A 25,104-nucleotide genomic window follows, 5' to 3' on the forward strand; every position below is an offset into this window, starting at 1 on the left:
GCCACCACGAGTCACCGGCTGGCCCCACGGCAAGGTCACCGTCGCTGTATCCCCGACCCCCGCCTGGGACAACATCGCCCACCTGGCCGGCTGAACTCCCCCACGCCGCCCGGCAACCAATCGGTCGGGACAGCGGTCTATACCTCTGCAGCTCGGATCAGCAGAGGGTGGAGAAATGAGGAAGCTACCGATTGCCTTGACCATGCTTGCCGTGACCGCCGGACTGGCCATCAGCCCGGTAACAGCAAGCGCGAAGGCACAGGCCGTCGCGGCCTGTGCATTCAATCTCGGATCCGTGACCGCCGGCGGTCACCAGGTCGTCCAGCGCATCACCGCGACCAGCCCGCCGACGGCCGGGGCCCGCGCCGTCACACCGAACCTGTACGCCGACGGGGCCGCGAGGATCAGCGGCTCGTTCATCAACGAAGCCGTTCCGACCGGGACGAGCCGCCGCGGACGGGTCGTTCTCGGCAACGCGATCTACCAGCACTGGATCGAGCTCGGCACCAACGGCGCGGTCACCTCGTCGAAGTTGGTCCGCATCGGTGGCGGCTGGAGCACGTTCACCGACTACGAACACTCGACGTTCAACGACAGCCCGACTCACCCGCGCACCTACGAGTACGCGCTGCGCTCCGACGGCATCCTGTTCCGCTGGGCCGTCGGCGACATCGGGGACTGGACGCCGTACGGCTCCGCGCCCGGCTTCGCAGCGGTCAAGTCGATGACGCTGATCAGCAAGACGGCGTCGTACGACATGTTCCTCGCGAACACGCGCGGCGGCGCGCTGTACACGATCCGGATCCCGATCAGCGCGGCGATGAAGCCGGTCGTGACGAAGGTCCGCACCGGTACCTGGCAGGGCTTCGAGGCGCTGGTGGCCGGGCAGTGCGGCAACTACGGCACCGTCGTCGTCGGCATCGACAAGGACACCAAGTCCGCCTACATGTACACCTTCGGTCACGCGAACGGACTGAGCACCTCCATCACCGGCCACGGAAAGGTCCCCGGCACGTTCGCCGACCCGGTGTACTTCCGCTGGGCTCCACCAGTGAAGTCCGACTGGCTCTTCGGCGAATAGAACGCGAGCTGGCGCGCGGCAGCGGGCAGCCCTACACTCCCGCTGCCGCGCACGCGGGAGCGGCATGCGGTGCCACGATCCTCTCGAGGGGTAACGTGCCGCGACTATGGACGAGCGTGGCGCCGAAGGGATCCTCGCCCGGACTGTGCTGGATGAGATCAATCGGCGTCACTCGACACAGTTCCGCCTGGGGTCTCGACCTAGAGGCGGTGTGAACGAGACCTGGTTCCTCGACGGACCGGACCGAAGGCGTGCGGTCCTCAAGGGTTGATGCCGGCAGCCTCAGCCACCTGCACGCGACCGCTGCGGTTGTCGACAAGCTCAGATCACGCGGCTACCCGACGCCGCGATGGCTGTTCGTCGGGCAGGTCGAGAGCAGTCGGACGTATCACGTCCAGGAGTTCGTTCCGGGGGAACTGGCACCCATCGGCGCTCCCGCAACGAGGCTGGGAAAGCAGTTGATCGAGCTGGTCGAGTTCAATGCTGGTTTCGATCCCTGGCCCGATCGCAACGTCTCGTCCGCTGTCGTCTCGCACTTCACGGGCCTGCCTTGCCGACCTGCGACACGCCGCACCTGAGCTCCGCCAGGTCGTGGACCGCTACGCGCACTTGTTTGATCAGCTCGGGCTGGCCGAGTTGCCGGGCGGTGAGTTCGCGCACGGTGATTTCCACTTCTACAACGTTCTCGTCCACGACGGCCGCGTGAGCGCCGTCGTGGACGTCGAGGCCTGCGGTAGTGGAACGCGGGCGATCGACTACGGCAGGCTGTTGCGAGATACGTACTTCGGCGCCGATGGCAATCAAGCTGTGCGTGCCATGATCAAACGCGCGGGCGAGGCCGTAGCCGGTCCCGACGTCTTGGCATTCTGCGCGGCCGCAGCCGCCGTCGATAACCTGCACTGGCGGGTTCACTGCAGACCGGCCAAGATTCCTTCGACGCTCCCCGGCTTCGAGCGCCTGGCCGTCGATCTTGCACACAGCTGCATCTAACAGCTGGTTTCCTGGAGGAGGTTGGGTGCGCTACTACCACGCGGAGCATGAGTCTGCGTATCGGAGGATCGGAGAGCTTGGGTATACGCAGTGGAACGATCTGTTCGATCAGAGCGGCGCTTGGACCTATGACTACTTCCAGAACCGGGCGTTCCTCGAATGGGTCTTACCGCGGCTCGATCTTCCGCCGGCAGATGCGACACGAGTGCTGGAGTACGGGTGTGGCACCGGGCCAGCGGCGTGCTTCATGGCCGGTCGTGGCTTCCAGGTGGAGGCGATCGATCTCATCCCGGAGGCGATCACGCTCGCGCGGCGGATGGCTGAGGAGCGGGGCGTGCGTGTCGCGTTCAGGGTGGCGGATATCTGTGCGCTGGCATCCGATCAGGTGAGCGGGCGCTATGAGATTGTTCTAGACAGCTATTGTTTGCAGTCCATCGTCACTGATGAAGATCGCGGCGCTGTATTCGCGGCCGTCCAGGCACGACTGAAGCCGGGCGGGTACTACGTCATTTCAACGGCATTGCGTACGCCGGGACGCAACAATGAGCCTGGCTTCTATTACGACGCGTCGACGGGGATTTACTACCGCGAGGTTCCGGCCGGCACGGTTGCTGATCATGTTGTTGAGATCGACGGGCGCTGGCATATTCCGCACCGGAGGCACATTTCGGCTGACGCGCTTCGGGATGAGCTTGTCGCGGCGGGCTTTCAGGTGATGAGTCTGGAGGGTTCAGAGACCGGCGATGTTGTTTGCTGCCTCGGCACACCGTGAGGCATGGCGGCCAGACAAAGTCGCATGTGGTCTGGTGCGCGCCTGTCCCCCTCAAGACGGCACGCACCAGACGGTCTGGCGGTTGTTGGGCCGAGCGCTTCTTACGCTGACGGATCTTGCAGCAAGCCGTGAAGCGCGCGACGAAGGAGCACGCGTAGCGGCGGCGTTGACTGGCCACAGTCATCCGAACCACCTTGCGGTCGAACGAGCGGCGGCAGCCGCGCAGAAGGGGCGGCGGCAGCCGCAGAAGGGGCGGGTGGGAGCGCCCGGCGAGCACGCGACGGAGGAGCGCGCGTAGCGGGTGGCGTGGCCTCAACCGGTGGGGCGTGGGCGGGTGGCGTGGGGCTCAGGCGGTGCGGCGGCGGAGGGTTGCGGCGCCTAGGCCCAGGGCGCCCAGGATGAAGGCGATCACGACCACAGCGTCCAGCCCCGCGCCCGCACCGAAGCCGTTGCCTTGGGCAACGTTGGTGACGGCGTCGACGGCATAGGACAGCGGGAGGACGTTGCTGATCGCGTGCAGGACGCCGGGGAGCTGGTCGCGGGGGATGAGCAGGCCGCAGAGGAGGATCTGCGGGATCATCACGGCCGGCATCATCTGGACCGCCTGGAACTCGGTGGCCGCGAAGGCGCTGGCGAACAGGCCGAGCGCCGTACCGAGGACGCCGTCGAGGACCGCGACCACGCCGAGTTGCCAGGCGGCGCCCTGGATGTCCAGGTCCAGTGCGTAGAGGGCGATCGAGACGACCACGACGGCTTGGACGACGGCGATCAGGGCGAACGCCAACGCGTACCCGAGCAGGAAGTCGAGCTTGCCCATCGGCATCGTGAACAGCCGGGAGAGCGTGCCGGCGGAGCGTTCCCGCAGGGTCGCGACCGAGGTGACGACGAACATGATGATGGACGGGAACACCGCGAGCAGCGGTCCGCCGATCCGGTCGAAGGTGGCCGGTGAATCGGTGAACATCCACCACATCAGGCTGACCAGCAACGCCGGCAGCACGATCAGCATCGCGACGGTGCGGTGGTCGCGGCGCAACTGGGCGAGGACTCGCGCGGCGACGGCGAAGGTGACCCGGAGCGTCATCGCGCACCTGCCTTCCGGTCGATCAGGGTGAGGAACACCTGCTCGATGTCGTCGGTTCCGACGGAGTCGAGCAGGGCTTGCGGGGTGTCGTCGGCGAGCAGGTCGCCGTCGCGCATCAGCAGCAACCGGTCGCAGCGGACCGCCTCGTCCATCACATGGCTGGAGACGAGCAAGGTCGCGCCGGCGTCCGCCAACGTGTGGAAGAGGTTCCACAGATCGCGCCGGAGCACTGGATCGAGACCGACGGTCGGTTCGTCGAGGACGAGCAGGTCCGGACTACCGAGCAGCGCCGCGGCGAGCGAGGCCCGCGAGCGCTGACCGCCGGACAACCGATCCACGCGTTCGTCGGCATGCGAACGCAGATCCACCGCGTCGATGACGCGCTCCACGTCGTCGGCCGGCACACCGAGTACGGCGGCGAAGAATCGCAGGTTCTCGGTGACACTCAGATCCCCGTACACGCTGGGCTCCTGGGTGACATAGCCGATCCGGCCGCGCAGCTTGGGCGCTCCGGCGGGCTGATCGAGTACGGCGATGTCGCCGGTGACCTTGGCCTGGAGCCCGACGATCGCCCGGATCAACGTCGTCTTGCCGCAGCCGGACGGCCCGAGCAGCCCGGTCACGGTGCCGGTCTGGAGGTCGAACCCGACCCCGTGCAGGACCTCACGGTCGCCGCGCACCACCACGACGTCCCGGCAGCTCACCGCGTTTTTCATCATGCGATGAATTTAGCTCGCGACGCAGCGCCTTGGCAAGAGGTTTCAGATCACGAGGTGACCGGAACGCTGACTCAGAGTCTCCAGGTCCGGGTCGCCGTACCGCTGCCGGTAGGCGCCGAACGTCACCACCTTGACCGCACCCCAGCGGCCGACCGCGTCGGCGTACGTGTCGCCGGACACGAAGACCGGCGGCGTCCGCTTGCTATGGAACTTGTCGGCGTACATGACGAGCTCTTCCTCGGGCGATCCGGGGATGTAGTCGTCGACCGGGATGGGCAGCGACTGCCGCCGTACGTCGTCTCGCGTGATACCGACCCCGGTATGCCGGGAACAGAACCGGCTGATCTCGTCCGGGAAGCCGAGGCCCTGCAGGAGTTCGTGCCCGAGTACGCCGTGCCTGACGTAGTCGACCACATCGAGTTCGCCGGTCGGACTGTAGAGGCGGTAGACGCCGATGTCGTGGAGCAGGGCGCCGGCGCGGATCAGGTGGCCATCGAGATCCAGCGGCGCAAGAAGCTGCTCGGCGATCTGGCAGACGAGTTCGCAGTGGGTGTGGACGGACTCGAAGGCCTCGCGGGTCGGCGCGTGATCGCGATGCAGGGCACGGATCTCGCGGTCGGTCGGGAGCTGCATCAGCCGGTGAGGTGCAGTTGCAGGACCGGGGCCAAGCGATCGATCAACGTGGCGAGGTCGGTGGACGCGACGGGCTCGAGGTCGACCAGATAGCGGGCCATCGCGACACCGATGAGCTGGGTCGCGACGAGGCTGACGCGTAGGTGGGCATCGGGTACGTCGAGCGCGCGAGAGACCGGCTGGATGATCATCTGGGTGACACCCTCGCGCATCATCCGCGCCACTCCGTCACTCGTCACCACACTGCGGAAGATCGCCTTCATCCGCTGCTGGCCGTCGGGAGACTCCCAGACGCCCAGGAACACGGTCGCGATCCGGCGGCCGAGCTCCTCCGGTGGGCCGTCGAGGATCCGCGCGGCCACCTGCCGGGGATCGACCGGGAGCGACATCGCCTCGATGAACAGCTCGTCCTTGCTGTCGAAGTAGTGATGCACCAGCGCCGCGTCCACCCCCGCCTCGCGGGCGATCGCGCGGATCGAGGTGGCGCCGAAGCCTTTCTCCGCAAAGGATTCCCGGGCCGCCCGCAGGATCTCGCCGCGGGTGTCCGGCCCGCCCGGACGACGCCCGGGGCGAGCCGCGCGGGTGGTCATGTGGTCAGCTCCGAGATCTCTCCTTCGGGGGTGACGGCGAAGGAGGATCGGCGGGAGGTGCGGACGAAGTGCTTGCGGGTGAACTCGAGCGACTCGACCAGGTCGACCTCGCGTTCGGACCGGCTGGTCGCCCGGCGGGTGTTGATCTCGATGATGATGTGACCGCGGAAGTCCTGGTTCGCCAGGCCGTTCAGCAGATCCGCGGCCCGCTGGGTGCCGCGACCCGGCACCAGGTGCTCGTCCTTGGCCGAGCCGGTGCCGTCGGTGAGGTGGATGTGGGTGAGGCTCTTGCCCATGGTCGCCGCGAGCTCGACACAGTCCTGCTCGGCCGTCGACGAGTGCGACAGATCCAGGGTGGTGTGCGCGTAATCCTGCTCGGTCGGGTCCCAGCTCGGTGCGTACGCCTGCAGGCCCCGGCCCGGCGCGCGCCACGGGTACATGTTCTCGACCGCGAAGATCACCCCGGTCTCTTCCTCCAGCCGCGCGATCCCCTCGACGAAGCCGCGGGCGTAGTCCCGCTGCCAGCGGAACGGCGGGTGGACGACGACCACGTCGGCGCCGAGCTCCTTCGCGGCCTCGGCGCTGCGCTCGAGCTTGCCCCACGGATCGGTACCCCAGACTCGCTGCGTGATCAGGAGACACGGCGAGTGGATTGCCAGCACCGGCAGCTGGTGGTAGTCGACCAGCCGCTGGATCGCGTCGATCTGGGTGCTGAGCGGGTCGATCCCGACCATCACCTCGACCCCGTCGTACCCGAGCCGGGAGGCCAGCTCGAACCCGCTGGCCGTCGACTCGGGGTAGACAGACGCGTTCGACAGGCCGATCCGGGCGGACTTGCTGGTGCTCATCTGGTGCCTTCGCGGTGGTTCGTCAGGGGTGGTGCTTCATCGGGGTTCCAACTGGTCGAGCCGGGACAGGATGACACCTTCCCGCAACGCCCACGGACAGACCTCCAGTGCGGGCAGGTCGAACAGGTCCATCACCGCGTCCGCGACCAGCGCACCCGCGAGCAGCTGCGGCGACCGGCCGGCCGACACCCCGGGCAGGTCGGCCCGCTCGGCGGCGGACATCTTGGTCAGCTTCGGCATCCAGTCGGCCAGGTCGTCCCGGTCCAGTCCGCGCGGCACGTACGGACCGTCGTCGGACGGTGCCGCACCGCAGATCCGGGCCAGCGACCGGAACGTCTTGCTGGTGGCGACCGCACGCTGCGGCTTACCGGCCCGCAGTACGATGCCGGCCACCGCGGCCATCTCGATCCGGATCCGCTTCCGCAGCGCCCGGACCTCGTCCTTGTCCGGCGGGTCGGCGGACAGCCCCTCGCGGGTCAGCCGGCCGGCGCCGAGCGGGACCGACACCGCGACGGTCGGCTCCTCGTCGGATCCGGCCGCGATCTCCAGCGAGCCGCCGCCGATGTCGAACACCGCCAGCCGGCCCGAGGACCAGCCGAACCAGCGTCGGACAGCGAGGAAGGTCAGCCGCGCCTCGTCCTCACCGGTCAGCACCTGCAGATCGATCTCGGTCTGCTTGCGGACCCGGTCGAGCACCTTCTCGCCGTTCGGCGCCTCCCGCAGCGCGGAGGTGGCGAACGCCAGCACCGACTCGCAACCCTTGTCCTCGGCCAGCTCGGAGGCTTCCTTGATGAACGCGACCAGCCCGTCGGACCCGGAATCGGCGATCTTGCCCTCCTTGTCCAGGTGCTCGGCCAGCCGCAACTCGGCCTTGTGCGAGTACGCCGGCAGTGGCGGGGCACCGCGATGTGCGTCCACCACGAGCAGGTGGACAGTGTTGGATCCCACGTCGAGTACGCCGAGCCGCATACCCTCACGCTACTGGACAGACGTGACACCAGCGCGTGCCGGAGTCTTCGTTCACGTTTGGGCGGCGAAGGCGCGTACGCTTTCCAGGTGCCTGAGGTTTCTCTCGATTTTCCCCGCGCCTGGGTCGAGTTCATCGATCCGGAAGACCCCGACCAGGTGTTCCGCTGCGACCTGACCTGGCTGACGTCCAACTGGTCCTGCATCTTCGGCGGTGGCTGCCGCGGCATCTACAAGGGCCGGCCGAACGACGGCTGCTGCACCCTCGGGGCACACTTCTCCGACGATGACGACGAGAAGCGGGTGAAGACGTACGTCAAGGAGCTGACCAAGGAGGACTGGCAGTTCCGCAAGGAGGGCCGCAAGAACGGCTGGGTCGAGACCGACGACGACGGTGATCGCAAGACCCGTGTCTGGGAAGGCGCCTGCATCTTCCTGAACCGGCCGGACTTCCCCGGTGGCGGCGGTTGCGCGCTGCACGGGCTGGCCCTGAAGAAGGGTGTGCACTTCGTCGAGACCAAGCCGGACGTGTGCTGGCAGCTCCCGATCCGCCGGACCTTCCGCGAGGTCGAGCGACCGGACGGTACGACGTACACCGAAGTCGGGATCGGCGAGTACGACCGGCGCGGCTGGGGTCCGGGTGGGCACGACCTGGACTGGTATTGCACCGGCAACACCGAGGCGCACATCGCCGTTGAGGCCGTCTTCGAGTCCAGCAAGGTCGAGCTGCAGACCCTGATGGGTCACAAGGGGTACGACGTACTCGCCGCGTACTGCCGGGAGTACCTGGAAGCCGGCCGGCTTCTGCCGCACCCGGCCTCTAAGTGATCTTCCCGTTGTCGACGAGCCACCCGATCGCTTCCAGGGTGGCCTCGAGCGCCGAGTAACGCGGACGGAAACCGAGCAGTCGCGCGGCCTTCTCCATCGAGCAGTGCGGGCTGTGCGCGATGTGGTCGTACGTCGCCGCCGCGTCGCCCGCGGGCACCGTCCGTCGCCACTCCTCCCAGGGCAGGAAGGCCAGCCGCGCCTCCTGGCCGAACGATCCGGCCACGCCCTCGGCGTACCCACGCAGTGTCATCGCCCCTTCGGCGACGGCGTGGAAGCTCTCGCCGATCGCGACCGAGCGGTTCCGGAGCGCGGCGAGGAACATACCTGCCACGTCAGCGGCGTGCACGTGCTGGATCGTCTCCAGGCCGAGGTTCGGCAGGGTCAGCTCGTCGCCGCGGGCAAGCTTCTCGAACACGCCTAGGTCGAGGTTGGCCGCCGGGTTGATCGGCGTCCAGCCGGGGCCACTGATGTGCCCGGGGTGGATCAGCGTGACCGGGAGCCCGTCGCGACGGGCCCGGTCCAGCAAGTAGCTCTCGATCGCAGCCTTGTTGATGCCGTACTCGCCGAACGGCCGGCGCGGCGCGTCCTCGCGGGTCGGCACGGTCGCACTCGGACCGTGCACCCAGATGGTGCCGCAGTGCAGCAGGTGCTGGATCTTCCCGTGCACCGCCTCGGCCAACTGACGGGCGCTGTCCTCGGTGAAACAGATCAGGTCGATCACGACATCGGGCTGCAGCTCGACTACGCGCGCACCAAAGGTGCCCTCGGCATCCTCCGCGGCCCGATCGACCTGGACCATCCGCACCCGGCTCCAGGCCCCGTTCGACTGGTACGGCGACCGCTCGCCACGACTGAGGACGACGACCTCGTGACCGAGCCGGACCAGCTCGGGAACCAGATACGTACCGATATGACCGGTGCCACCGATGACGACTGTGCGCATGGTTCCTCAGCCTAGTGCGGCGTCACGACACTCATCGAGGCCCGCTTCGCGAGGACACGGCGCCGCCGGGTCGGGAGCCCCAGCATCGGGTTGACGACGCCCCAGGCCGCGCCCTTGCAGATCAACTCCTTGTAAACGGCGGCGATCCGCCCGGTCAGGGCGGCCCGGACGGCGCGGTCGTCGAGGGTGACGTACTGGATCACGCCCTCCTTGCGGCCCAGCGAGATGCACTGGTTGAAGTAGGCCAGCGGCGCGTGCGGGAGCTTCCCACCGGTCAGCCGCGCGGCGATCGTGTCGGCGGCCTGCCACGCCATCGGCGTACCGGAAGCGCAGGACATCCGCAGCGGCTTGTCCTTCGCCCCCATCGCGAACGCGGCGTCGCCGATCGCGTAGACGTCCGGGTGCGAGACCGAGCGCATCGTCCGGTCCACGACGATCTGTCCGGTGCCGGTCACCTCCAGCGTGGTCGCGGCCGCGATCGGGTGGACCGCGAAACCGGTGGTCCAGACCGTGACGGACGAGGTGATCGGTCCGTCGGCGGTGAGTACGGCGCCGGCCTCCACGCCGGTCACTGTGGTGTGCTCGTGGACGGTGATCCCGAGTTTTGCGGCAACCTTCCGCAGGTGGGCTTGCGCCTTCGGCGAGAGCCAGTCCCCGAGGCTGTCGCGGGCGACAAGGGCCACCTGCAGGTCCGGGCGGGCTTCGGCGATCTCGGTGACCGCCTCCAGGCCGGTGAGGCCGCCGCCGACGACGGTCACGGTCTGACCGGCGTCCAGTTCCGCCAGCCGTTCGCGGAGCTTCAAGGCGCCGGGGCGGCTCGCGATCTGGTGCGCGTGCTCGGCCACGCCAGGGACGCCGTTGTCGTTCCAGCGGCTGCCGAGGGCGTACACGAGGGTGTCGTACGCCAGCTCCTCAGCGCCCTCACCGTCGGCGATGGCGACGGTCTTGCGGTCGGCGTCGACCGCGGTCACGCGGGCGAGACGGATCTCGACACCGGTGCCCGCGAACATCGCGGCGAGCGGGCGCGGCGTGAGGTCCTGACCGGTGGCGAGCTGGTGCATCCGCACCCGCTCGACGAAGTCCGGCTCGGTGTTCACGAGCGTGATGGCGACGTCGTCGGTGTGCAGTCGCCGGGCGAGCCGCCCGGCCGCGATCGCTCCGCTGTAACCGGCCCCGAGGACGATGATGCGGTGCTTCATATCCGTACTCCTGTCTCGTCTGGTTTCGCCCCTTGAACCGGATGGCCGGGCGATTCCTGACAGGAGTGCGCTGTGAAGCAGCTCACAGGAAGGCGTGGAACACAGGCTCCCCGTGATCGGTGGCCGCCCACAGCGCGGTCGCACGCTCGAGCTTGTCGGGGTTGACCTGGTTGCGGAGCCCGGCGATGCCGCCGGCGCCGACCTCGAGACACATGATGCCGACGACCCGGCCGTCCACGACCGCGACGACGGCGGGATCGCCGTTGGCGATCCAGGCGTAGATCTCGGGAGCACCGCCGATCGCGGCCCGCTTGGCCGGGCTGGGTTTGAACAGGCGCCACAGGAACGTCGCCACCGCGACGGCACCCTCGAGCGCCGTGGCACGGGCGGGGACCTTCCCGCCGCCGTCACCGATCGAGACGGCGTCCGAGGTCAACAGGCGCACCAGTGGCTCGGTCCGGCCGGTGGTGGCGGCCGCGAGGAACTCCTCGACGATCCGGCGGGCGGCGGCCGCGTCGACCTCGGCGCGGGCCTTGCCGGCCGCGACGTGCTTGCGGGCCCGGTGGAAGGTCTGCTGACTGGCGGCCTCGGTGATGTCGAGGATCCCGGCGATCTCGCGATGCGAGTAGTCGAAGGCCTCCCGCAGTACGTAGACCGCGCGTTCGTTCGGGGACAGGCGCTCCATCAGGGTGAGGACCGCGTAGGAGACCGACTCGCGCTGCTCGGCCGTGTCGGCCGGGCCGAGCATCGGGTCCCCGGCGAGCAGCGGCTCGGGAAGCCATTCCCCCACGTAGGTCTCACGCCGTGCCCGCGCTGAGGTGAGCTGGTTCAGGCACAGGTTGGTGAGCACCTTCGTCAGCCAGGCCGCCGGGACCTCGATCCGGTCGGCGTCGGTGGCCTGCCAGCGCAGGAACGTCTCCTGCACCGCGTCCTCGGCCTCCGCGGCGGAGCCGAGCAGGCGGTACGCGATGGCCTCGAGGCGGGGCCTGGAGGCCTCGAACAGGTCGACATCGCTCACCGGGAGGGCCATGTCCCGATCCTAGGCGGCGCGGCGACCGGCCGTTCGGGTCCGAGCCCGCCGCGACACACCCCCGGGTCCACGACTGTCGGTGCTGGGGGCCAGAATGACTGACATGCGTCTGGATCATCTGTCGTACGCGTGCGGGCCCGATGGCTGTCCTGCGACGCTCGAGCGGTTGTCCGCGCTACTGGGCGCCGAGTTCGTCGACGGCGGGGTGCACCCGCGGTTCGGCACCGTGAACCACATCCTGCCGCTGGAGAACGACCGCTACATCGAGGTCGTCGACGTCCTCGACCACCCGGCCTCCGACAAGGCGCCGTTCGGTCAGGCGGTGCGCGCCCGCAAGGAGCTCGGCGGCGGCTGGCTCGGCTGGGTGGTGGCCGTCCGCGACATGGAGCGGATGGAGAAGCGCCTCGGCCGGGAGGCGGTGCCCGGCAACCGGCACCGGCCGGACGGGGTGAACCTGACCTGGCGGCAGATCGGCGTGAAGGGTCTGATGGCCGACCCGCAACTGCCGTTCTTCGTGCACTGGGACGACCTCGGCGAGCACCCGTCGGTCGGCGGCAAGGGCATCAAGCTGACCGCCCTGGAGATCGCCGGCGACCCGCACCGGGTGACGGACTGGATCGGCCACCCCGCCGACCACCTGCTCGACGACCTCGAGGTCGACTGGCGCCCCAACGGCCAGCCCGGCCTCGTCTCCGCCGTGTTCGAGACCCCGAACGGCGCGGTCCGGCTGTAAACCGTCGTACCTCTTGACCTGGTCCTTCCGCAGGCCTAACGTACAACCAAATGGTTGTAGATGAAGTGGTCGTGGACCGGTTACTGCACGCGTTGGCCGATACGACCCGGCGCGACATCGTCCGGCGCTGTCTGGCGGGTGAGGCGTCGGTGTCGCGGCTGGCGGAGGCGTATCCGATGAGCTTCGCGGCGGTGCAGAAGCATGTCGCCGTCCTCGAGCGGGCCGGGCTCGTCACCAAACAACGCAGTGGCCGGGAGCAGCTGGTGAGCACCGATGTCGACGCAGTCCGGCGAGCTCGCGAGGCACTCGACCAACTCGAAGCGACCTGGCGCGGGCGGGTGGACCGGATGTCGGACCTGCTGACCGAGACCGAGGGGAACCAGAACGATGAGCGTGACCAGCGTTGACAAGGATTTCGACGCCCTGACCCTGACCGTGATCGCCGACTTCGACGCGACCACCGAGCGGGTCTGGGAGCTGTGGGCCGACCCGCGACTGCTCGAGCGGTGGTGGGGACCGCCGACGCATCCGGCGACCATGGTCGAGCACGACCTGACCGACGGCGGCGAGGTCGCGTACTACATGACCAGCCCCGAGGGTGAGAAGTTCCACGGCCGATGGCGGTTCACGGCGGTCAACCCGCCCAAGTCGCTGGAGTTCGTCGACAGCTTCGCGGACTCTGACGGCAAGCCGGTCGAGGGGATGCCGACCAACACGATCCGGATGCAGCTCAGCGCGTACGACGGCGGCACCCGGATGGAACTGCGGTCGGTGTTCGACTCGCGCGAGCAGATGGATCAGCTGATCGGCATGGGGATGGCCGAGGGCCTGGAGCAGGCCGTCAGCCAGATCGACGCACTGCTCGCCTAGTGGATGTTCTCGAGCTCGGCGAGTGAGGTCTCGAGGTGGACGAGCAGCCGCTGGAGATGCGGGACCGTCCGGCGGCAACCGACCAGGCCGAAGTGCAACTGGTGGTCGTAGCTGGTCACGCTGATGTTCAGCGCCTGCCCGTTCAGCACGATCGAGGCCGGGTACATGCCGAGCAGGCGCGACCGGTTCCAGTACAGCGGACTCTCGGCCGGGCCGGGCACGTTGGAGATGACCAGGTTGTACGGCGGCGTCGTACGGCCGGCCACGCCGGGCAGGATCGCCGCGGGGCCGGCGACACCGAAGCCCAAGGCGCCGATCATCGGGTTCTGCAGTGGGCTGAGCGCGGACAACACACCCTTGCTGTAGCTGGTCGACGTCATGATGCGGTGGATCCGGCGATCCGGGTCCGCCTCGTCGGTGGCCAGGTCGGCGATCAGCGTGCTCAGCGAGTTCCCGCCGCCGGGCGCGTCGGAGGTGCCGCGCAGCGACACCGGGACCATCGCCGTCAACGCCTTGTCCGGCAGGGCGTTCAGCTCGAGCAGATAGTTGCGCAGAGCACCTGAACACATCGCCAGCATCACGTCGTTGAGGGTGGCGCCGGTGATCGCGCGGACCTTCTCGAGCCGCTCGATCGGCCAGGACTGCGCGGCGAACCGGCGTGCCCCGGTGATCGACTGGTTGAGGATCGTCCGGGGTGCCTGGAACGGGACGGTCGAATGCAGCAGGCTCTTCAACCCGACCGGCGTGAGGCCGGCCAGGTCGGCGAGCAGCCTGCCCGCGTTCCCTGGCATGCGGGCGACCGTCGTCAGCAACCCGTCGCTGCTCCCGCTCGACTCGGCACTCGGTGCCGGCAGCGCGAAGGGCGCGGGCATGCCGGTGCGGGTCGGGTCGGTGGTCAACGTGTCCTGCATCCAGCGCAGTGCGGTGACGCCGTCGATCATCGAGTGGTGGACCTTGCTGTACAGCGCGAACCGGCGACCCTCCACACCCTCGATCAGCTGCATCTCCCACAGCGGCCGGTGCCGGTCCAGCAGCGTGCCGTGCAGCCGGCTGGTCAGCTCGAACAACTCCCGGAACCGCCCCGGCCGCGGCAACGCCGACAACCGCACGTGGTACTCGAGATCGATCTGATCGTCCTGCTCCCACGACCAGTACCCGAGGTCGAGCGGCCGGTTCCGCACCCGGCGGGCGAACAACGGATTGACCGACCCCGCCTGGACCATCTCGTGGTAGAGCCCTGACACATAGTCGCGGGACACTTCCGGGAACACGTGGTCCCGGCCGGCTCCCTCGGGGAGCTCGAACAGCATCAGCCCGCCGACATGCATCGCCTGTTCGCGCGTCTCGCCGAGCAAGAACATCGCGTCCAGCGGCCCCACCGCGGTCATGGGGCCTCCCGGCCTGGACTGAGGAGCGCAGGGAGCGCAGCGACTGGAGCGACGAGGGAAGGCTGGGAGCAACGGCCCCATGACCCGCCGCGCCGGAGGCGTGGCATCAATACAGTCATGGTCCCCTCCCGCTCCCGACTGGGCTCCTGACGATTCATCGTCGTCACCCGGAACCCAGCCGTCTACCCCTGCTGACAGCGCTTACGGAGATTTAGTTATCCCCTCAGCTACTGCCGCAGCAGTTTCAGTCGAGCGGGCGGTAGTTGACGCCGATGGCCTCGATCCGGGCCAGGTGCGGGCGGAGCCGGGTGAGGAACTCGTCGTACGACGTCCTGGGTGAGCCCCAGGCGCGTTCGGCGAAGGCGGACAGGCGCGGCAGCAGCATGTAGCCGACCTGCTCCGGGCCCTCCATGTACTCGGTCCAGATCTGGCACTGGGTGCCGACGATGCGGGCCTGCTCCTCGTCGGTGAGACCGGGCGGGATCACCTCGAAGTCGTAGACCTTCTCCAGCGGGATGAAGTTGCCGATCGCGAGCGGCTCGGTTGCCGGGTCGCCCTGGTAGTAGTCGAAGTACACCGACTCGCACGGCGCCATCACGACCTCGTGACCGGCCTTCGCGGCGACCTCGCCGCGCTGCGCGCTGCGCCAGGCCATGATGACCGCGTCCTGCGGGCAGTCGGTCTCGACCATCTCGTCCCAGCCGACCAGCCGGCGGCCCTCCTCGGCCAGCACCGACGAGACCTGCGCGGTGAACCAGCCCTGCAACTGCCCGGCCTCGGTCAGGCCGAGCTCGGCCTGCCGCTTCTGGGCCGCGTCGGCCTGCGTCCACTGCACCGACGGGCACTCGTCGCCGCCGAGGTGGATGTACGGGCTGGGGAAGATCTCCAGCACCTCACGCAGCACGGTCCGGACGAACTCGACCGTCTCGTCGTTGACGTTCAGGACGTCGTCGCTGATCCCCCAGATCTGCCGGACCCCGAGCTGGGTGTCCGGGAAGTTGCCGAGCTCCGGGTACGCCGCGATCGCGGCTTGCATGTGACCCGGCAGGTCGATCTCCGGGACCACGGTGATGCCCCGCTCGGCGGCGTACGCGACGATCTCGCGCAGGTCGTCCTTGGTGTAGAAGCCGCCGTGCCGCTGACCGTCATACTCGAACTCGGTCTGGTGGTGGGTCATCTTCCCGACCATCGACTGGTCCCGCCAGGCGCCGACCTCGGTGAGCCGCGGGTACGCGTCGATCTCGACCCGCCAGCCCTGGTCGTCGGTGAGGTGCAGGTGCAGCACGTTCAGCCGGTGCAGGGCGATCACGTCGAGCACCTTGAGCACGAAGTCCTTCGGCATGAAGTGCCGGGCGACGTCGAGCATCATCCCGCGCCAGCCGAACCGCGGCGCGTCCGCGATGTGCACCGCCGGGACCGCAACCTTGCCGTCCTCGGCCGGTACGGCGGCGTCCAGCAGCTGCCCGTACGTCGTCTCGGCGTGCCGGAGCGCGTCCTCGGAACCGGCCGAGAGCCGGGCACCCTCCGGAGTAACGTCGATGCGGTACTCGGTCTCACCGAGGTTCTCCACCACCGTCCGGACCGCCTCGGCCGCCGGATCCTCAGCGATCCACTGACCTTCGGTGACGGTGAGTTCGCGCGGGGCAGGGACGATCGCGATGTCGGGCATTCCGGACTCCAAGGAAGGATCGAATTACGTCAGGACGATCCTATAAGCGGGGATCGGCTGCCGTCTATGTTCGGAAGTGCGTACAACTCGAATGTTGAGAACGCTGCCGAACATCCCTAATCAAGCTGCCTTCCTCATCAGGTTGATGAGAGGGTGAGCCCGTGACGACCGACCAGAGACCTGCCGATCTGCAGCGGACGACATTGCGGGTCCTGGTGACCAGCAACGCGCTGGGCGGAGTGGCGACGGCGAGTGGGTTCGCCGTGGCCGGTCTGCTGGCGGAGGACGTCTCCGGGTCGACCTCGATGGCCGGACTGGTCGCCACGTCGACCACTCTGGGTGCTGCGCTGCTCGCCGTACCGCTGGCGCGGTTGGCGCGGTCGCATGGGCGTCGCATGTCGTTGTCGACCGGCTACCTGATCGCCTTCACCGGTGCACTGCTCACCATCGTCGCGGCCCAGATCGACTCGCTCGCCCTGCTCCTGTTCGCCGGCTGCCTGTTCGGTAGCGGCTCGGCGTCCAACCTGCAGTCCCGGTACGCCGCGACCGACTCGGCCGACCCGGATCACATCGCGCGCTCACTGGCCATCGTCGTCTGGGCGACCACCATCGGTGTGGTCGTCGGCCCGAACCTGACCGGAATCGGCGGCTCGGTCGGGACGTCGCTCGGGCTGATAGCGCTGGCCGGCCCGTACATCTTCTCCGTGTTCGCCTTCGGCATCAGTGTGGCGACGGTGTGGTTCGGTCTGCGCCGACTACAGCAGGCCACGCCCAGGGTGAAGGTGGAACGCCAGCCACTCGCGGCGACCTTTCGCCAGGTCGTCGCCATCCCGCACGCCCGGCTGGGCCTGCTGGCCATCGCGACCGCGCACGCGGTGATGGTCGGAGTCATGTCGATGACATCGGTTCATCTGAGTCACCACGGTGCCTCGTTGACGGTCGTCGGCTTCGTCCTGAGTGGTCACGTGGCCGGCATGTTCGCCCTGTCCCCGTTGACCGGCTGGCTGGCCGATCGCCTCGGTCGCATCCCGACCATCGGCATCGGACTCGGCGTACTGGCGATGGCGATGACGCTCGCGGCCCTGGCACCGAACGACGCGCACGGCCTCACTGGGGTGGCCCTGTTCCTGCTTGGCCTCGGCTGGTCCGCCTGCCTGGTGGCCGGCTCAACCCTGCTCTCCCGCTCGGTCCCCGAGGACATCCGCACGTCGGCGCAGGGTCTCTCCGACCTCACCATGGGCGTACTCGCCTCGATCGCCGGCATCGCCTCCGGACCGGTTCTCGCCTACTTCGGCTTCCACTGGCTCGCAGTCGGCTGCGGCCTACTCCTCATCCCCGCCGCCGTCCTCGCCGCAACCACCCCCCAACACTTGCCTCAGGCAACGTAAGTGACGGTGCGAATCACCTCGACTGCGCCCGCGTCCCGCAGACTGTACGGCCACGGCTATGGTCTTGCGGTGTGAGTATCGCGGACGGTGGGATTCCGAGTCCCAACATCTGGCATCACCCGAAGGTGTACGAGGTCGAGAACCGGGCGGTGGACCCGGACGGGGTGATCGAGCCGGCTATGCGGGCGATCCGGGACTGGGCCGGGACGACGGTGCTCGACATCGGCTGCGGGACCGGGTTCCACCTGCCGATGTTCGCCGCGACCGCGGCCCGGGTGATCGGCGTCGAACCCCATGGCGCGCTCGCCGAGGCCGCGCGGCGTCGTACTCGAAATTTGGGGAACGTCGAGGTGCGGCAGGGTACGGCGCAGCGGTTGCCGGTGCCGGATGCGTCGATCGACGTGATGCACGCGCGCTGGGCGTACTTCTTCGGACCTGGCTGCGAGCCGGGACTGGCCGAGCTGGACCGGGTGATGCGGCGCGGCGGGACCGCGTTCGTGATCGACAACGACGGCAGCCGGTCGACGTTCGGGCGCTGGTTCAGCGCGGCGTACCCGATGATCGATCCGCCTGTGGTGGAACGGTTCTGGACCGCACGCGGCTGGCACCGGACCCGGCTGGACATGGGCTGGCGGTTCGAGAGCCGGGCGGACTTCGAGGCGGTGGTCCGGATCGAGTTCACCCCGGCCGACGCCGAGCGGATCATCGCCGCCCATCCCGGGGCCGAGGTCGACTACGCGATCAACCTGTGGAGCAGAACGTTCTGAACATCTTCTGAAACGGCGCGCGGCGACCGCTGCGAACGGACCTGCACTCCCCATAGGGTTGACGGAGCACTCGACGGGGCCACTGGGGAGGCGCCAGCCACGGATGGACGCACTGCTGCTCGAACACATACCCGGTCTGCCGGAGAAAGTCCTGATCGAGGTAGGTGAGCAGCGAGCCCTGGTGATGCCCAGTGCCGCCGCAGCCCGTCGCCTGGCCGACCTGGTGATCGGCGTGGAGGATCCGCCCGACGGTGCCGTGGTCAGGACCGGCGGTGCGGTTCGGCTGGTGCCTGCCGAAGGCGGACTGCTCCCGCACCTGACTGTGCTCGGCAATGTCATCCACGGGCACACCGTGGCTCATCGGGTGACCCGTCAGACGGCCAAGGACCTCAGCGTCCAGACAGCGAAGTGGTGCGGCTTGGAGGACGTGCTGGCCCGCTACCCGCACGAGATCACGTCAGGCCGTCGTCGACTGGCCGGTGTGGCCAGAGCGCTCCGCGCCGACCCGCGGGTGATTGTGCTGGAAGACGCCGGCGGTCTGCCGACGTGGGGATCTCTCCTCAGCCTCCAGTCCAATCCCGAACTCAAGAGAGCGGCACTGGTGCTCATCACAACCGACGCTGAGCGTACGACGGGCTTCGGCGATGAGGAGTAGTCGTCGGGCGTTCCTGGGGACGGCGGCAACGCTCTTTGTCGCAGGGTGTTCGAGTGATGTCCTCGGCCTACGTCGCAGTGTGCGCGTGGCGGTGAGCTGGAGCGGCCAGGAGCTGCGGGCGTTCCACGAGGTCCTCGACGGACTTGGCAAGCTGGACTACCCGGTGGAGGTCGTGCCACTGGGCGACGACATCTCCACGGCCTTCGGCGCCCGCTCCACCCGTCGGCCGGACATCGTGATGCTGCCGCAGCCCGGACTGGTCCCCCGCCACCTGCACAACCTCGAGCCCATCCCGACTGACCTTGCTGATCGTGGCCGAGCGCATCTATGGGCTGAGCTCCTGGTGCACGACGGGACGACGTACGGGGTGCCGTTCAAGACAGCACACAAGTCCGCGGTCTGGTACCGGCCCTCGGTGTTCGAGGAGGTCGGCGTACAGCCGCCAACGCTCTGGTCGGAGTGGCTTGCCGTCAACCGGTCGCTCTCTCTTGCCGGCGTCCGGCCGCTGTCACTGGCTGCCGGGGATGGCTGGGTGCTCACCGACTTCTTCGAGAACGTGCTGCTCGGTATCGCGCCCGCTGTCTATTCGGCACTCGCGACAGCCGACAACCCGCAACCGTCACGCCAGCCGCAGGTCGCTGCAGCGCTGCGCCTGCTGGGCACGATGTGGTCGGCTCCGGGAGCGTTGGCCGGCGGTGTCGACCGGTCGCTCGTGCAGCAGTTCCCTGACGCAGTTGTCGAGGTGTTCGGACACCGCAGGGCCGCCATGGTCCTCGCCTCCGACTTCGCAGAGCCTGTGGTGCGGTCCTTCGCCGCAGACCCCAACGACGTCGGCCTGTTCACCTTTCCAGCACTCGCACCGGGTGCGGCGGCGCCTGTCGTGGTGGGCGGTGACGTGATGGTGCTGCCGAAGCCCACCTCCGACGACGCCCTCGATCTGGTACGACGCCTTGCCGCGCCAGCCGCCGTGGACCCGTGGATCAAGCAAGGCGGGTTCCTGGTCGACGGACGGGTGTCCGGCTACTCCCCCGAGCTCACCCGGCTTGCCGAGCAGCTGTCCCGGCCGGGCGGCCTGCTGCAGTTCGACCTGTCCGACCGGCTGGGACGACTCGGGGACATCAATGGTCTCTGGCGAGTCCTCACCGACTTCCTCGTCCGCATCGGCGACCACGGCAGTCAGGTCGTACCAGACGCTGTGGGCGCGGCGATGACGGAGCTGCGGAAGGTAGAGAGCTGATGGGCTTGCAGAGCAACGGCCTGTCGCTCGAGGTCGTCGGCCGCGAGGTGAGCGGTCGCCCGGTGCCCGGCAAACCACGCCGGCCGGCCGGGCCCTATCTGCTCGGTCTGCCGGCGTTGCTGCTGAGCTGCCTGCTGCTGATCCCGATCGGGGTCACAGTGGTCGCGGCGTTCCGGACACCGAGCGGTTTCGGGCTCGGCAACTTCGCGGTGATGGGTGACCCGGGCGCATTACGGGCCGTGGGCAACAGTCTGGTCTGGGTCGCGGTCGCGTTCGGGCTGGTGGTGGTCGGGTTCTTCCTTGCCCTGTTGAGTTATCGGCTGCCCGGGCTGACGTCGTTCCTGCAGCCCGCACTGGTGATGCCGTTCGCGGTGTCGGTGCTCGTATCGGGTGCGACGTTCCGGATGATCTTCGACCCGGCACCCGAACGCGGCACCGTGACCGCGGTCTGGACATCCCTGTTCGGGTCGAGCCCGGTCTGGCTCGGTCCCGGCCTGGTCTGGCTCGTCCTGGTGTCCGCCTTCGGCTGGACCTGGCTCGGGTACGTCGTCTCGTTGTTCCGCGCCGGTCTGGACGCCATCCCCGATGACGTGAGCCGCACGATCGCTGCCGAAGGCGTCACGGGTTGGCGGCGGCTGTTCGCGGTGGAGATCCCGCTGCTCCGGCCAATCACCGGTGTGGTGACGCTGACCCTCGTGATCGCAGCAGTCCGGGTCTTCGACCTGGTGCTGATCGTCGTACCCGGGCCGATGCAGCGGTCTGCCGACGTACTGGGGCTGAACTGGTGGCGGGCCACGACGACAGGTGACGACCCGGGTCGTACTGCGGCTCTCGGTGTGGTGCTGTTCGCGATCGTGGCCGCTGTCGGCGTGGTCGGCGTACGTGGTCTGCGTCGGCGCCGGTGGGCGATGCCGGTGGCTGTGGTGACGCCTGACCCGTCGCTGGGTCGTCCGAAGCCCAGCAAGCGAGTGCGGCGGATCGGGTGGACTGTCGGCTTCGCTGTCAGCCTGGTGTGGATCCTGCCGGCTGTGGTGCTGGTTGCCACCGCCTTGCACTCTCCACGCGAGGCAGGACTGCGAGGCTGGTGGTCGTTGTCCGGTCTCGGGTTCTCGTCATTCGCCGCTGCTGCGAATGTCGGACTGTTCCGGGCCTTGCTGTCGACAGTGCTCATTGCCGGCGCGGCAACGGCAGTGTTGCTGGTAATCGCCGTACCGACTGCCTATCTGGTCGCGTGGGGTGGGCTGCCACAGTGGCTGGGGCGAGTGATGACGTCAGTGTTCGTGGTGCTCGCAGTCACGCCGGTGCAGATGTACGCCGCTCCGTTGCGGGATGCGATCGGTGCGGCGGGGTTGGCCGGCTCGCGGATCGCCTTGGCCTTGGTCCACGCGGCCGCGGGTCTGCCGTTCGCCGTACTGCTGTTGCGGTCTGCGTTCGCATCCGCGCCACCTGCGTTGGTGTCCGAGGCTTTGCAGGGTCCTGCGCGACAGAGCGCCGTACTGGCGACTGTGCAGCGGACATATCGGCCAGCACTGGTTGCGGTGGCGGTGTTGGAGTTCGCACTGGTGTGGAACGACTTCATCGTCGGCTTCCTGATCAGTGGCCCTGGTACGACGCCGTTGTCGCTGGTGTTGTGGGGTGAAGCCCGGCAGTTCTCCGCGTCGGCCGGAAGTGTCGCCGCAGCTGGTGTGGTTGCTTCCGTCGTACCGGTGGTGCTGCTGCTGACGTTCTGGCGGACCGTGGTGCGTGGACTGACTGCGGGGAGCAGACCATGAGTGGCGAGGAGCGAAGGCCCGAGGAGAAGCCACACCCGAGTCGGCTGCGCAACTACTTCTTCGGGATCAGTGCACTTGCGTCGGGTCTGCTGTCCGGCCTGGCGTCCGAGAGGTTGTCGCAGAGCCTCGACAGTGGCGGTTGGGTCCGCGCGGTCGGGCTCACCCTCACCATCGGCTTCGCCCTGGTCTGGGTGATCTACAACCTGCCGACGGCGGTGCGCGCGTACCGGCGATGGCGACGGGGTGGTGTGGTCGCCGGCCCGGCTCCAGAGCTCCACAGGGCGGCGGAAGAGGCGGAGACGTGGATGGTCTCGCTCGGCTCGGGCGCCGGAGGGATGGCCGCGGCGGAGTGGTTCGCACTGAACGAGTCGCGGCTGCGGGAGTTGTTGCAGACGGAGAAGGCGCGGGACGAGACCGCTGACGATCTCGCCCGGATCTGTGACGCGTTGGAGGTCTGGTACCTCCGCCGATGCGAGCCTGGTGTGCTGTTGGAGTTGAGCGAGTTCCTCGCTGCCGTTGCCGAGGCGACCGGGCGGCGCGACCTCGCGGAACTCGCTGCAGCCCGGACAGCAACGGCGTACCGGCTGATGGGTGACTTGGAGAGTGCGAGCACACGTCTGGGCATCTCGAACAACGTGGCGACACACAGCCGTACTGCGGCCGCGCTGACAACTCGTCGGCAGGTAGAGCGGGCGTTGCTGCACCTGGAGCGGGCGGAGCAGTCGCCGACGGGCAACGATCGGGATGAGGCCGTGCTGAACGCACGGGACCGGTTGGACGATGCGCGGCTCAGTCGACCGGGTCCCGACCTCGCTGCCGAGGTGGCGATCTCCATCAACCTCGCGATCGTCCACCTGTATCAGCAGGACCCCGAGAACGCGCTCGACCACCTGCGGACGGCGGCGGCCCGCGCCACCGCGGCAGGAGACATCAGTGGCCACGCACACGCGCTTGAACTGCAGGGTGTGGCCGCCTGGATGCAACGCAGCCCGGCCGAGGCCAAGGGCTGGTGGGAGCACGCCGAACACCTGTACGCCGAGATCGACGAACGCGAAGGCCGCGCGCGGTGCCTACAGCATCTGGGATCGGCAGAGGTCGTCGCCGGGGATCTCAACGAAGCCCTGAAGCTGCTCGAGCGGAGTGCACTGCTGCGTCACTCCGACAGCGAGCTGCTCACGACGTACCTCGAGGTCGCTCGCCGGACCGGGAAGCTTCCGGAGGTCGATCCCGACCCCGATCCCAACCCCCGCGACGGCTGGCTCCGCCGCCTGGTCACCCGGCTGCGGAACCACTTCGGCTGACCCTGTGGACAGGCTTTCGGGATTTGTCGGCAGCTTCGCCTAGGTTGTTCGGCATGGCGAAGGCAGCGGGGAGCACGAAGGGGAAACCGGCGTTCGCGTGCTCGGAGTGCGGGTGGACGACGCCGCGATGGATCGGCCGGTGTGGCGAATGCCAGGCATGGGGCACGGTCGCCGAGGTCGGTGCGCCCAAGGCCGCCCGGATCACGGCCGGCCCGGTGTCGTCACCCGCGATGCCGATCGCCAAGGTGTCCGCGATCGAGGCCGAGTCCCGTCCGACCGGGATCGGCGAGCTGGATCGCGTCCTCGGCGGCGGCGTCGTACCGGGTGCGGTGATCCTGCTCGCCGGTGAGCCCGGTGTGGGCAAGTCGACGCTGTTGCTGGAGGTTGCGGCGCAATCGGCTCGACGGGGTCAACGGACGCTCTATGTGTCTGGTGAGGAGTCCGCGGCCCAGGTGCGGCTGCGGGCCGGGCGGACCGACGCGCTGGTCGACGAGTTGTACCTCGCGGCCGAGACGGATCTGTCCACGGTCGTGGGCCAGGTCGACGCGGTCGAGCCGTCGTTCCTGGTGATCGACTCGGTGCAGACGATGGCGCATCCCGAGGTGGAAGGTGCGCCCGGTGGCGTGACGCAGGTCCGCGAGGTCACCGGAGCGCTCGTGCGACTGGCGAAGGAGCGGCACATCGCCGTCGTGCTGGTCGGGCACGTCACCAAGGACGGTGCGATCGCTGGTCCACGGATGCTGGAGCACCTGGTCGACGTCGTGCTGGCGTTCGACGGCGACCGGCATTCCGGGTTCCGGATGGTGCGGGCGACGAAGAACCGGTTCGGGCCGTCGGACGAGGTCGGGTGTTTCGACATGGTCGACACCGGCATCGTCGAGGTGACCGACCCGAGCGGCCTGTTCGTCTCCGAGCACGCCGAGCCGGTCGCGGGGACGTGTGTGACGGTGATGATGGAGGGCCGCCGGCCGCTGCTGGCCGAGGTCCAGGCCCTGGTCGGGCCGTCGGCGACACCACAACCGCGCCGGACCACATCCGGGCTGGAGTCGTCCCGGGTCTCGATGGTCCTCGCCGTACTGGGGAACCGGGTCGGCCTGAAACTGAGCGACCAGGAGGTGTACGTCGCCACCGTCGGCGGCGTGAAGATCGCCGAACCGGTCGCGGATCTCGCGGTCGCGATCGCGGTCGCCTCCTCGGTGATGGACCGGCCGATCCACCCCGGCCTGATCGCGATCGGCGAGGTCGGTCTGGCCGGCGAGGTGCGACGCGTCGGCGGGCTGGAGAAGCGGCTGGCGGAGGCCGCGCGCCTGGGCTTCACGAAGGCGATCGTTCCTGCCGATGTGCCGAACCGCGGCAAAGAGCTGAAACCTATGGACATGCAGGCGAAGTACGGCCTGCGGGTCTTCGCCGCCGCCGACCTCCCGTCCGCCCTGCTGGCCGCCGGCCTCACCTGAGCCGAGCCGCGGCCGGCCGGATCCGAGCCGCGGCCGGGCCCTGTGTTCCGGACCACACCGGGCCGCTGGGGTGAGACGCGGGATCCACGGGCGCCGAGTCGGGAACGTACCCTGGGACCGCCCCCCGCCGGGTTCAGCGTGGAACCTGGGACCCCACCGGCGTTGCCGGGTTGACCGCAGGAGCTCT

The 25,104-nt window shown here is 68.6% G+C and carries 25 protein-coding genes; 14 read left to right on the plus strand and 11 right to left on the minus strand.

The genetic code is table 11. The features are described 5' to 3' along the window. Positions 1-175 precede the first annotated feature (175 nt). The 3 genes from ACGFIF_RS19615 to ACGFIF_RS19625 all read left to right on the plus strand — a co-directional run bounded on the left by ACGFIF_RS19615 (position 176) and on the right by ACGFIF_RS19625 (position 2,843). On the plus strand, positions 176-1,081 hold the full coding sequence (locus ACGFIF_RS19615) for a hypothetical protein (protein WP_393156134.1): 906 nt from the start codon (positions 176-178) through the stop codon (positions 1,079-1,081). A gap of 480 nt (positions 1,082-1,561) precedes the next feature. Then, positions 1,562-2,071 (plus strand): phosphotransferase, encoded by a 510-nt coding sequence (locus ACGFIF_RS19620; RefSeq protein ID WP_393156136.1) that lies wholly within the window; start codon positions 1,562-1,564, stop codon positions 2,069-2,071. Between the two features lie 25 nt (positions 2,072-2,096). Continuing rightward, the gene (locus ACGFIF_RS19625; RefSeq protein ID WP_393156137.1) at positions 2,097-2,843 is read left to right on the plus strand and encodes a class I SAM-dependent methyltransferase; all 747 of its coding nucleotides are present in this window, start codon (positions 2,097-2,099) and stop codon (positions 2,841-2,843) included. A 346-nt stretch (positions 2,844-3,189) separates the two neighbouring features. Here ACGFIF_RS19625 and ACGFIF_RS19630 read toward each other — a convergent pair whose 3' ends face one another. The 6 genes from ACGFIF_RS19630 to ACGFIF_RS19655 are packed head-to-tail and all read right to left on the minus strand — an operon-like array spanning position 3,190 to position 7,686. Then, a complete protein-coding gene (locus ACGFIF_RS19630) occupies positions 3,190-3,927 on the minus strand; it encodes an ABC transporter permease (protein ID WP_393156139.1) in 738 nt (245 codons plus the stop codon). After that, on the minus strand, positions 3,924-4,646 hold the full coding sequence (locus ACGFIF_RS19635; RefSeq protein WP_393156140.1) for an ABC transporter ATP-binding protein: 723 nt from the start codon (positions 4,644-4,646) through the stop codon (positions 3,924-3,926). Before ACGFIF_RS19635 ends, ACGFIF_RS19630 begins: the two co-directional genes overlap by 4 nt. Before the next feature lie 42 nt (positions 4,647-4,688). Further along, the gene (locus ACGFIF_RS19640; protein ID WP_393156142.1) at positions 4,689-5,279 is read right to left on the minus strand and encodes an HDIG domain-containing metalloprotein; all 591 of its coding nucleotides are present in this window, start codon (positions 5,277-5,279) and stop codon (positions 4,689-4,691) included. Next, entirely contained in the window at positions 5,279-5,869 is a 591-nt protein-coding gene (locus ACGFIF_RS19645) for a TetR family transcriptional regulator (RefSeq protein WP_393156143.1), read from the minus strand. The genes ACGFIF_RS19640 and ACGFIF_RS19645 overlap by 1 nt, the downstream gene beginning before the upstream one ends. Beyond that, entirely contained in the window at positions 5,866-6,717 is an 852-nt protein-coding gene (locus ACGFIF_RS19650) for a sugar phosphate isomerase/epimerase family protein (protein ID WP_393156145.1), read from the minus strand. Before ACGFIF_RS19650 ends, ACGFIF_RS19645 begins: the two co-directional genes overlap by 4 nt. 36 nt (positions 6,718-6,753) lie before the next feature. Then, a complete protein-coding gene (locus ACGFIF_RS19655) occupies positions 6,754-7,686 on the minus strand; it encodes a Ppx/GppA family phosphatase (RefSeq protein WP_393156147.1) in 933 nt (310 codons plus the stop codon). An 87-nt stretch (positions 7,687-7,773) separates the two neighbouring features. Here ACGFIF_RS19655 and ACGFIF_RS19660 point away from each other — a divergent pair, with 87 nt between their 5' ends. Next, positions 7,774-8,511, plus strand: coding sequence for a hypothetical protein (locus tag ACGFIF_RS19660; RefSeq protein ID WP_393156149.1), 738 nt, complete (start codon positions 7,774-7,776; stop codon positions 8,509-8,511). Here the strand turns inward: ACGFIF_RS19660 and ACGFIF_RS19665 are convergent. The 3 genes from ACGFIF_RS19665 to sigJ form a co-directional block, all read right to left on the minus strand. Beyond that, positions 8,504-9,454: an NAD-dependent epimerase/dehydratase family protein gene (locus ACGFIF_RS19665; protein ID WP_393156150.1), complete on the minus strand. Its 951-nt coding sequence runs from the start codon at positions 9,452-9,454 to the stop codon at positions 8,504-8,506. The two genes, ACGFIF_RS19660 and ACGFIF_RS19665, sit on opposite strands and share 8 nt — an antisense overlap. A gap of 11 nt (positions 9,455-9,465) precedes the next feature. Beyond that, positions 9,466-10,653 carry an NAD(P)/FAD-dependent oxidoreductase gene (locus ACGFIF_RS19670; RefSeq protein ID WP_393156152.1) on the minus strand — a complete coding sequence of 396 codons (1,188 nt, stop codon included), beginning with the start codon at positions 10,651-10,653 and terminating at the stop codon, positions 9,466-9,468. 82 nt (positions 10,654-10,735) lie between these two features. Continuing rightward, positions 10,736-11,683, minus strand: a complete 948-nt coding sequence (gene sigJ, locus ACGFIF_RS19675) for an RNA polymerase sigma factor SigJ (protein ID WP_393156153.1) — start codon at positions 11,681-11,683, stop codon at positions 10,736-10,738. A gap of 103 nt (positions 11,684-11,786) precedes the next feature. Here sigJ and ACGFIF_RS19680 point away from each other — a divergent pair, with 103 nt between their 5' ends. Genes ACGFIF_RS19680 through ACGFIF_RS19690 form a run of 3 tightly spaced genes read left to right on the plus strand, consistent with a single transcriptional unit; the run spans position 11,787 to position 13,286 of the window. Further along, a complete protein-coding gene (locus ACGFIF_RS19680) occupies positions 11,787-12,416 on the plus strand; it encodes a VOC family protein (protein ID WP_393156155.1) in 630 nt (209 codons plus the stop codon). Between the two features lie 50 nt (positions 12,417-12,466). Beyond that, on the plus strand, positions 12,467-12,823 hold the full coding sequence (locus ACGFIF_RS19685) for an ArsR/SmtB family transcription factor (protein ID WP_393156156.1): 357 nt from the start codon (positions 12,467-12,469) through the stop codon (positions 12,821-12,823). Continuing rightward, positions 12,810-13,286 (plus strand): SRPBCC domain-containing protein, encoded by a 477-nt coding sequence (locus tag ACGFIF_RS19690; RefSeq protein WP_393156158.1) that lies wholly within the window; start codon positions 12,810-12,812, stop codon positions 13,284-13,286. The genes ACGFIF_RS19685 and ACGFIF_RS19690 overlap by 14 nt, the downstream gene beginning before the upstream one ends. Here ACGFIF_RS19690 and ACGFIF_RS19695 read toward each other — a convergent pair. Beyond that, on the minus strand, positions 13,283-14,674 hold the full coding sequence (locus ACGFIF_RS19695) for a wax ester/triacylglycerol synthase family O-acyltransferase (RefSeq protein ID WP_393156159.1): 1,392 nt from the start codon (positions 14,672-14,674) through the stop codon (positions 13,283-13,285). The two genes, ACGFIF_RS19690 and ACGFIF_RS19695, sit on opposite strands and share 4 nt — an antisense overlap. A 244-nt stretch (positions 14,675-14,918) precedes the next feature. Further along, positions 14,919-16,343: a beta-N-acetylhexosaminidase gene (locus ACGFIF_RS19700; RefSeq protein WP_393156161.1), complete on the minus strand. Its 1,425-nt coding sequence runs from the start codon at positions 16,341-16,343 to the stop codon at positions 14,919-14,921. Between the two features lie 161 nt (positions 16,344-16,504). Between ACGFIF_RS19700 and ACGFIF_RS19705 the strand changes: the two genes are divergently transcribed. The 7 genes from ACGFIF_RS19705 to radA all read left to right on the plus strand — a co-directional run bounded on the left by ACGFIF_RS19705 (position 16,505) and on the right by radA (position 24,917). Next, positions 16,505-17,731, plus strand: coding sequence for an MFS transporter (locus ACGFIF_RS19705; protein WP_393156163.1), 1,227 nt, complete (start codon positions 16,505-16,507; stop codon positions 17,729-17,731). A 71-nt stretch (positions 17,732-17,802) separates the two neighbouring features. After that, positions 17,803-18,498, plus strand: a complete 696-nt coding sequence (locus ACGFIF_RS19710) for a class I SAM-dependent methyltransferase (protein ID WP_393156164.1) — start codon at positions 17,803-17,805, stop codon at positions 18,496-18,498. Between the two features lie 103 nt (positions 18,499-18,601). After that, the gene (locus ACGFIF_RS19715) at positions 18,602-19,153 is read left to right on the plus strand and encodes a hypothetical protein (RefSeq protein WP_393156166.1); all 552 of its coding nucleotides are present in this window, start codon (positions 18,602-18,604) and stop codon (positions 19,151-19,153) included. 85 nt (positions 19,154-19,238) lie between these two features. Then, a complete protein-coding gene (locus ACGFIF_RS19720; protein WP_393156168.1) occupies positions 19,239-20,390 on the plus strand; it encodes an ABC transporter substrate-binding protein in 1,152 nt (383 codons plus the stop codon). After that, on the plus strand, positions 20,390-22,162 hold the full coding sequence (locus ACGFIF_RS19725) for an ABC transporter permease subunit (RefSeq protein WP_393156170.1): 1,773 nt from the start codon (positions 20,390-20,392) through the stop codon (positions 22,160-22,162). The genes ACGFIF_RS19720 and ACGFIF_RS19725 overlap by 1 nt, the downstream gene beginning before the upstream one ends. Beyond that, positions 22,159-23,463, plus strand: coding sequence for a hypothetical protein (locus ACGFIF_RS19730; RefSeq protein WP_393156171.1), 1,305 nt, complete (start codon positions 22,159-22,161; stop codon positions 23,461-23,463). The genes ACGFIF_RS19725 and ACGFIF_RS19730 overlap by 4 nt, the downstream gene beginning before the upstream one ends. Positions 23,464-23,516: 53 nt before the next feature. Then, a complete protein-coding gene (radA, locus tag ACGFIF_RS19735) occupies positions 23,517-24,917 on the plus strand; it encodes a DNA repair protein RadA (RefSeq protein WP_393156173.1) in 1,401 nt (466 codons plus the stop codon). Positions 24,918-25,104: the final 187 nt, after the last annotated feature.

It is taken from the genome of Kribbella sp. NPDC049174, from assembly GCF_043197365.1.
GTDB lineage: Bacteria > Actinomycetota > Actinomycetes > Propionibacteriales > Kribbellaceae > Kribbella.

Coding starts and splice junctions, on each gene's coding strand:
- ACGFIF_RS19665 (WP_393156150.1), bottom strand. CDS start 9,454: ATGCGCACAGTCGTCATCGGTGGCACCGGTCATATCGGTACGTATCTG.
- ACGFIF_RS19700 (WP_393156161.1), bottom strand. CDS start 16,343: ATGCCCGACATCGCGATCGTCCCTGCCCCGCGCGAACTCACCGTCACC.
- ACGFIF_RS19620 (WP_393156136.1), top strand. CDS start 1,562: ATGCTGGTTTCGATCCCTGGCCCGATCGCAACGTCTCGTCCGCTGTCG.
- ACGFIF_RS19730 (WP_393156171.1), top strand. CDS start 22,159: ATGAGTGGCGAGGAGCGAAGGCCCGAGGAGAAGCCACACCCGAGTCGG.
- ACGFIF_RS19695 (WP_393156159.1), bottom strand. CDS start 14,674: ATGACCGCGGTGGGGCCGCTGGACGCGATGTTCTTGCTCGGCGAGACG.
- ACGFIF_RS19640 (WP_393156142.1), bottom strand. CDS start 5,279: ATGCAGCTCCCGACCGACCGCGAGATCCGTGCCCTGCATCGCGATCAC.
- ACGFIF_RS19685 (WP_393156156.1), top strand. CDS start 12,467: ATGGTTGTAGATGAAGTGGTCGTGGACCGGTTACTGCACGCGTTGGCC.
- radA (WP_393156173.1), top strand. CDS start 23,517: ATGGCGAAGGCAGCGGGGAGCACGAAGGGGAAACCGGCGTTCGCGTGC.
- ACGFIF_RS19650 (WP_393156145.1), bottom strand. CDS start 6,717: ATGAGCACCAGCAAGTCCGCCCGGATCGGCCTGTCGAACGCGTCTGTC.
- ACGFIF_RS19725 (WP_393156170.1), top strand. CDS start 20,390: ATGGGCTTGCAGAGCAACGGCCTGTCGCTCGAGGTCGTCGGCCGCGAG.
- ACGFIF_RS19715 (WP_393156166.1), top strand. CDS start 18,602: ATGGACGCACTGCTGCTCGAACACATACCCGGTCTGCCGGAGAAAGTC.
- ACGFIF_RS19655 (WP_393156147.1), bottom strand. CDS start 7,686: ATGCGGCTCGGCGTACTCGACGTGGGATCCAACACTGTCCACCTGCTC.
- sigJ (WP_393156153.1), bottom strand. CDS start 11,683: ATGGCCCTCCCGGTGAGCGATGTCGACCTGTTCGAGGCCTCCAGGCCC.
- ACGFIF_RS19680 (WP_393156155.1), top strand. CDS start 11,787: ATGCGTCTGGATCATCTGTCGTACGCGTGCGGGCCCGATGGCTGTCCT.
- ACGFIF_RS19645 (WP_393156143.1), bottom strand. CDS start 5,869: ATGACCACCCGCGCGGCTCGCCCCGGGCGTCGTCCGGGCGGGCCGGAC.
- ACGFIF_RS19670 (WP_393156152.1), bottom strand. CDS start 10,653: ATGAAGCACCGCATCATCGTCCTCGGGGCCGGTTACAGCGGAGCGATC.
- ACGFIF_RS19615 (WP_393156134.1), top strand. CDS start 176: ATGAGGAAGCTACCGATTGCCTTGACCATGCTTGCCGTGACCGCCGGA.
- ACGFIF_RS19635 (WP_393156140.1), bottom strand. CDS start 4,646: ATGATGAAAAACGCGGTGAGCTGCCGGGACGTCGTGGTGGTGCGCGGC.
- ACGFIF_RS19630 (WP_393156139.1), bottom strand. CDS start 3,927: ATGACGCTCCGGGTCACCTTCGCCGTCGCCGCGCGAGTCCTCGCCCAG.